Consider the following 5471-nt stretch of genomic DNA (forward strand, 5'->3'; position numbering starts at 1 on the left):
ATCATCTGGCTCTGTCTTCACTGTCTGCTGACTTTCGCCGGGTGTGCTGGTCGCGCCACTTTGCGGGTCGCGGACGGTGGCAATGATGTCTACGGGGGCGCCTGGTTGCAATTGATGGCCGGGGACTTCCACGGTGAAACGGTAGTTGCCGTTCTCATCAGGGCCTTGCAGGCTTTCGACCGGGATGGTGATGGGGTTGCCACCGCCTACCTGAAGCGTGACGCTGTCAGGCACCGTACCTTCGGGCACTCGGATGATGCCGCTGACAGGAATAGGTGTGCTGTCGCTGCCTGGCGGGACAGTGATGGGGTCCAGTCCGACAATCGGAGCCGGTGGATTGCCGGTTGGCGGCACAGTCTTGTCGTCTTCACCAGGGCCACTGATCTTGCCGGTTTGTGGGTCGCGCACGGTGGCGATGACTTCCACCGGGGTGCCCGGTTGCAGTTGATTGCTCGGGACATTGATACTGAAGCGGTAGTTGCCGTTCTCATCGGGGCCTTGCAGGCTCTCGATCGGTATGGTTATGGGGTCGCCTCCCCCTATTTGCAGGGTGACGCTCTCGGGCACGGTGCCTTGCGGTATTTGAATGATGCCGCTGACAGGGGTGCTGTCGCTGCCTGGCACGACGGCAATCGGATCGAGTTCGACGGTGGGAGCAGGAGGGTCGCCTGCTTGCGGAATGAGCACCGAGACGGTCACAGTGGTGAAGCCTCCCTTGCCGTCGCTGACCGTGACGGTGAAGCTGTCTGAACCGTAATAGCCGGTATGGGGGTGTAGCGGTATTCGCCTGTTTCAGGGTCGATGGTCACCGTGCCGTTGGCGGGTTGCGACGCGATCGTGTATCCCAGTGTGTCGCCGTCAGGGTCCTGTGCCTGAATCCGTCCGTCCACCGGGGTATTGGGCGGCGTGGTAAGGGATTGCGGTTCGGCAGTGGGAATGTTATTGACCGGGGTGGAATCGCTGCCACCGCTGACCGCCAAGCCTACACCTGCGACCGCCAGCAATGGCAACAGCCACGGCATGGTGGAGGTCCACGGCGCAGCCAAGCCATGGTGAATCTCAATTTCGGCAAAGTGGAATTCAGCCCATGGCGAGGTGTATTGTCCCCACCAGAGCACTTCGTCGGCATCTTGCAGCAGCAGTTCGCTGCGCTCGCCATCTTCGATCACAAAGAAGTTGGTAATGGTGATTTTCTGGCCATCCAGCAGCACCAGTACGAGGTCATTGCCCACTTTTTCGAAACGGAGTACATGCTCTGGCCCGAACTCCAGCTTGACGGCCCTGGGATGCTCCAGATGGATGTCTCCCAAAGGAAGCTCAACTACATGACCATTTTTCTTTGTAACAACGATGACCGACATTCACAAACCCCTTCTTAATACAAACGAATCGACCGCATGGATTTCTGTTTTTCCACAAGCAAACAGACGATGCTGTAAACCATGCATCAGACTACAAAACCAGTGCCGCTTGACACCAAGGAAGGTCTGTAGATCCCATGCAGCACCGTGTCTTCAACGACGGCTTCGTGGGATTTACAGATCTTCACCAGAGCACGTTTAGGCCCTCACCGAGCAAAGCACAGGAGACTATATCTTTCGAATCCAGCCACAGAAACACTTCTGTGGGTCACACTTCACGCGACGCCGTTTTTCCGGATGAAACGACTGACGCGGCAAAACCGCAAACACACTCTTACATAAATTGCCGAAATTACAGGCAAAATTCTCTTTTATTTTATATGTTGCAATGCGATAAAAGATGACAGTTCAAACCAATCCTGATTCAGAATGAGGACTTTACCCCTGCAACTTACAAAAAAAGAGTATTAGCCTGCTCATTGGCCATGCCAGCACAAAAATCACGTCCGATCGGTTCAAGCAATTTGAAATACTGTGCAAACCACCCAAACGGTTCGCCTCATCGAGGCTCGGGGCAATATCCAAATAAATTTTATATATTTGACCAAAGACAAACTTCATTCATTTTTCATGTAAATAAAAGTAACAATTCAATGCACCGATTGGTCACATAGTCACTGTGCTTTATGCGCTACTGCCGGTGGCCTTGTTTCACCATATTGAAACAGCCCGAGATGGCACAGGAGCCGATGATGCGTTGTGCACACACTGCGTGCGATGGCCATAGGGCGTAAAATCACGCCCCATGTCTGATCTGTCTTACACCCGTGCCTCACAGTTGCCGGCCATTCTGGCCCGGCGCATTGCCATCCTGGATGGGGCCATGGGCACCATGATCCAGCGTTTCAAGCTCACGGAAGCACAGTACCGGGGAGCGGGCTACAGCGGTGAAGGGGCTGTGGGTGAGCGTTTCGTGGATTTTCCCCGTGATGTCAAAGGCAACAACGAGTTGCTGTCGCTGACCCGCCCGGATGTGATTCGCGACATCCACGAAGGCTATCTGGCCGCCGGAGCCGACCTGATCGAAACCAATACCTTCGGAGCCACGACGGTGGCACAGGAGGACTATGGCATGGCCGATCTGGCATACGAGATGAATCTGCGCTCGGCCCAGATCGCCCGTGCCGCCTGTGACCGGTTCAGCACCCCACAGTGGCCGCGCTTCGTCGCCGGTGCACTCGGCCCCACCCCAAAGACGGCGAGCATCAGTCCGGATGTGAACGACCCCGGCGCGCGCAACGTGGATTTCGAGACCCTGCGCCAAGCCTATCTGGAGCAGACGCTGGCCCTGATCGAAGGTGGCAGTGATGTGATTCTGGTCGAGACGATCTTCGACACGCTCAATGCCAAGGCCGCGCTGTTCGCCGTGGAGCAGGCTTTCGAGCAGACGGGGGAACGTCTGCCCATTCTCATCAGCGGCACGGTGACGGATGCTTCCGGGCGGATTCTGTCCGGCCAGACCGTGACGGCCTTCTGGTACAGCGTGCGCCACGTTCGCCCGCTGGCCGTGGGGTTGAACTGCGCACTGGGGGCCGCGCTGATGCGCCCGTATATCCAGGAGTTGCAACAGGTGGCACAGGATACCTACATCAGTTGCTACCCGAATGCCGGTCTGCCCAATCCGATGAGCGAGACCGGCTTTGACGAAACCCCGGAAGTCACCAGCCGGCTGGTGCATGAGTTTGCCGCCGAAGGGCTGGTGAACATCGTCGGCGGCTGCTGCGGCACCACACCCGACCACATTCGGGCCATCGCCGAGGCGGTCGCGTCGGAGCAGGCGCGCATCCTCAAGGGAAGCGGCGCATTCTCTGCCTACCGCGAAACCGTCTGACGCGGCGGCCCCGCTTTTTTTCTGCATTCTTTTTATTTTTCCCACCATGACCCTGACTGCCCTCACTGCCCTGTCTCCCCTCGATGGACGTTATCTGCGCAAACTCTCGGCCCTGCGCCCGATTGGCAGCGAATTCGGCTATATGCACAAGCGCGTGCAAGTGGAAATAACCTGGTTCATCGCGCTGTCGAATGCCGGTTTTGCCGAGTTCCCAGCCCTGTCCGATGCCGACCGCGAGTTTCTGCTGGGTCTGGTGCGCGATTTCAGCGAGGCCGATGCACAGGCCATCAAGGACATCGAAAAAACCACCAACCACGATGTGAAGGCGGTGGAATACTGGATCAAGGCGCAGTTCAAGGATCGCCCCGCACTGGAGAAGGCCAGTGAGTTCGTGCATTTCGCCTGCACCAGCGAGGACATCAACAACACCAGCCACGCGCTGCAATTGCAGGCGGCCCGCGACACCGTGCTGGTTCCCGACCTGCAAGCCGTAGTGACGAGACTGCGCGCACTCGCCCACCAGTTTGCCGGTGTTTCCATGCTCAGCCGCACGCACGGGCAAACCGCCAGCCCCTCCACGGTGGGCAAGGAAATTGCCAACGTGGTGGCACGGCTGGACATTGCACTGGGCCACATTCAGCGCGTGCCATTGCGTGCCAAGATGAACGGTGCAGTGGGCAACTACAACGCCCATCTGGCAGCCTGGCCAGAGTTCGACTGGGAGGCGTTCAGCCGCAAGGTCATCGAAACCCCGGCACCGGAAGGCCTGGGGCTGACATTCCAGCCCTACAGCATCCAGATCGAGCCGCACGATTACATGGCCGAACTGTTCGATGCCGTGGCGCGCACCAATACCATCCTGATCGACCTGAGCCGCGACATCTGGGGCTACATCAGCCTGGGCTACTTCAAGCAGAAACTCAAGGAGGGCGAGATTGGCTCCTCCACCATGCCGCACAAGGTCAATCCGATTGACTTCGAGAATGCGGAAGGCAATCTGGGCCTGTCGAACGCGCTGCTGCGCCACCTGTCGGAGAAACTGCCGATCAGCCGCTGGCAACGCGATCTGACCGACAGCACGGTGTTGCGCAACCTGGGCGTGGCCCTGGGTTATGCCGTGCTGGCCTACCAGTCGCTGCTGACCGGCCTGAACAAGCTGGAGCTGAACGCCGAAAACCTGTCCGATGATCTGGACAATGCTTGGGAAGTGCTGGCCGAGCCGATCCAGACCGTGATGCGCCGCTACGGCATCACCGGCGCGTACGAAGCCCTGAAAGCGGTGACACGCGGCAAGACCGTGCAGGCAGCCGATCTGCGGCAGTTGATCGAAGGGCTGGAGATTCCCGCCGATGCCAAGGCGCAATTGCTGGCCCTGACTCCTGCCAGCTATATTGGCAAGGCAGAGGAACTGGCACGGCGCATCTGATTGTTGAGCGCGTTCATGCCCAAAACCGCGCCAAGGGATACCATGCCCCGGCGCGGTTTTTCTTTGAATGGCATCGGCAACGTGACTGCCAGAATCGCTCCCCTTCCTCGAATCCCTCCGCCAGGAAACCCCATGCTTTATTCCACGCCATACCACTCGCCCCTGGGGCCACTGCTGCTGGCCAGCGACGGTCAGCACCTTGTCGGGCTGTGGATGCAGGGGCAGAAGTATTTTGGTGGCAGTATCTCCGGCACACCGGTGCCTCAGGATGATCTGCCGGTGTTCACCGCCACCCGGCAATGGCTGGATGCCTATTTCGCCGGTAAGCAGCCCACAATTGCACAACTGCCACTCGCGCCCCAGGGCAGTGGCTTTCGCCAACTCGTCTGGCAGCTGCTGTGCGAGATTCCGTATGGCCAGACTACGACCTATGGCGAGATTGCCCGGTCTGTGGCGGTGCGGCAGAACCTGCCGCGCATGTCCAGTCAGGCGGTGGGGGGTGCGGTCGGGCACAATCCCATTTCCATCATCATCCCGTGCCACCGCGTGGTGGGCAGTCACGGCAGCCTGACTGGCTATGCGGGTGGCATCAGCAAGAAAATCCATCTGCTGGAACACGAAGGTGCGGATCTCTCACGCCTGCATGTGCCTAGGGCGTCTCCTCCATCAGATTCACCCCCGCGTTGGAGTCCAAAAAGGCTGTGAGCAAGGCGCAAAACGCAGCAAGGCTTTATGCCTTGCGAGGCTTTGCAACGCCGCGCACGGCCTTTTTGGGCCCAACCCTTCGGGCCAG

4 protein-coding genes and 1 pseudogene are annotated in these 5471 nt (G+C 58.7%); 3 read left to right on the forward strand and 2 right to left on the reverse strand.

Translation table 11 applies throughout. The annotated features are described in order from the left end of the window. Both BUE21_RS13995 and BUE21_RS14000 read right to left on the reverse strand, forming a co-directional pair. The coding region (locus BUE21_RS13995; RefSeq protein ID WP_200796753.1) for a hypothetical protein at window positions 1-699 on the reverse strand (699 nt) is incomplete at its 3' end. A gap of 45 nt (window positions 700-744) precedes the next feature. Continuing rightward, window positions 745-1361 (reverse strand): annotated as a pseudogene (locus BUE21_RS14000) (BapA/Bap/LapF family prefix-like domain-containing protein); the annotation flags it as partial. Window positions 1362-2166: 805 nt separating this feature from the next. Here BUE21_RS14000 and BUE21_RS14010 point away from each other — a divergent pair. The 3 genes from BUE21_RS14010 to BUE21_RS14020 all read left to right on the forward strand — a co-directional run bounded on the left by BUE21_RS14010 (window position 2167) and on the right by BUE21_RS14020 (window position 5383). Beyond that, entirely contained in the window at window positions 2167-3252 is a 1086-nt protein-coding gene (locus BUE21_RS14010) for a homocysteine S-methyltransferase family protein (protein ID WP_073357257.1), read from the forward strand. A 46-nt stretch (window positions 3253-3298) separates the two neighbouring features. Then, window positions 3299-4678, forward strand: coding sequence for an adenylosuccinate lyase (purB, locus tag BUE21_RS14015; protein ID WP_073357258.1), 1380 nt, complete (start codon window positions 3299-3301; stop codon window positions 4676-4678). Between the two features lie 132 nt (window positions 4679-4810). After that, window positions 4811-5383, forward strand: coding sequence for a methylated-DNA--[protein]-cysteine S-methyltransferase (locus BUE21_RS14020; protein ID WP_073357259.1), 573 nt, complete (start codon window positions 4811-4813; stop codon window positions 5381-5383). Window positions 5384-5471 lie beyond the last annotated feature (88 nt).

It is taken from the genome of Lampropedia hyalina DSM 16112, assembly GCF_900129055.1.
GTDB classification, from domain to species: Bacteria; Pseudomonadota; Gammaproteobacteria; order Burkholderiales; family Burkholderiaceae_C; genus Lampropedia; species Lampropedia hyalina.

Excerpts from the sequence above, each read along its gene's own strand:
- BUE21_RS14020 (WP_073357259.1), top strand. The coding sequence starts at position 4,811 with ATGCTTTATTCCACGCCATACCACTCGCCCCTGGGGCCACTGCTGCTG.
- BUE21_RS14010 (WP_073357257.1), top strand. The coding sequence starts at position 2,167 with ATGTCTGATCTGTCTTACACCCGTGCCTCACAGTTGCCGGCCATTCTG.
- purB (WP_073357258.1), top strand. The coding sequence starts at position 3,299 with ATGACCCTGACTGCCCTCACTGCCCTGTCTCCCCTCGATGGACGTTAT.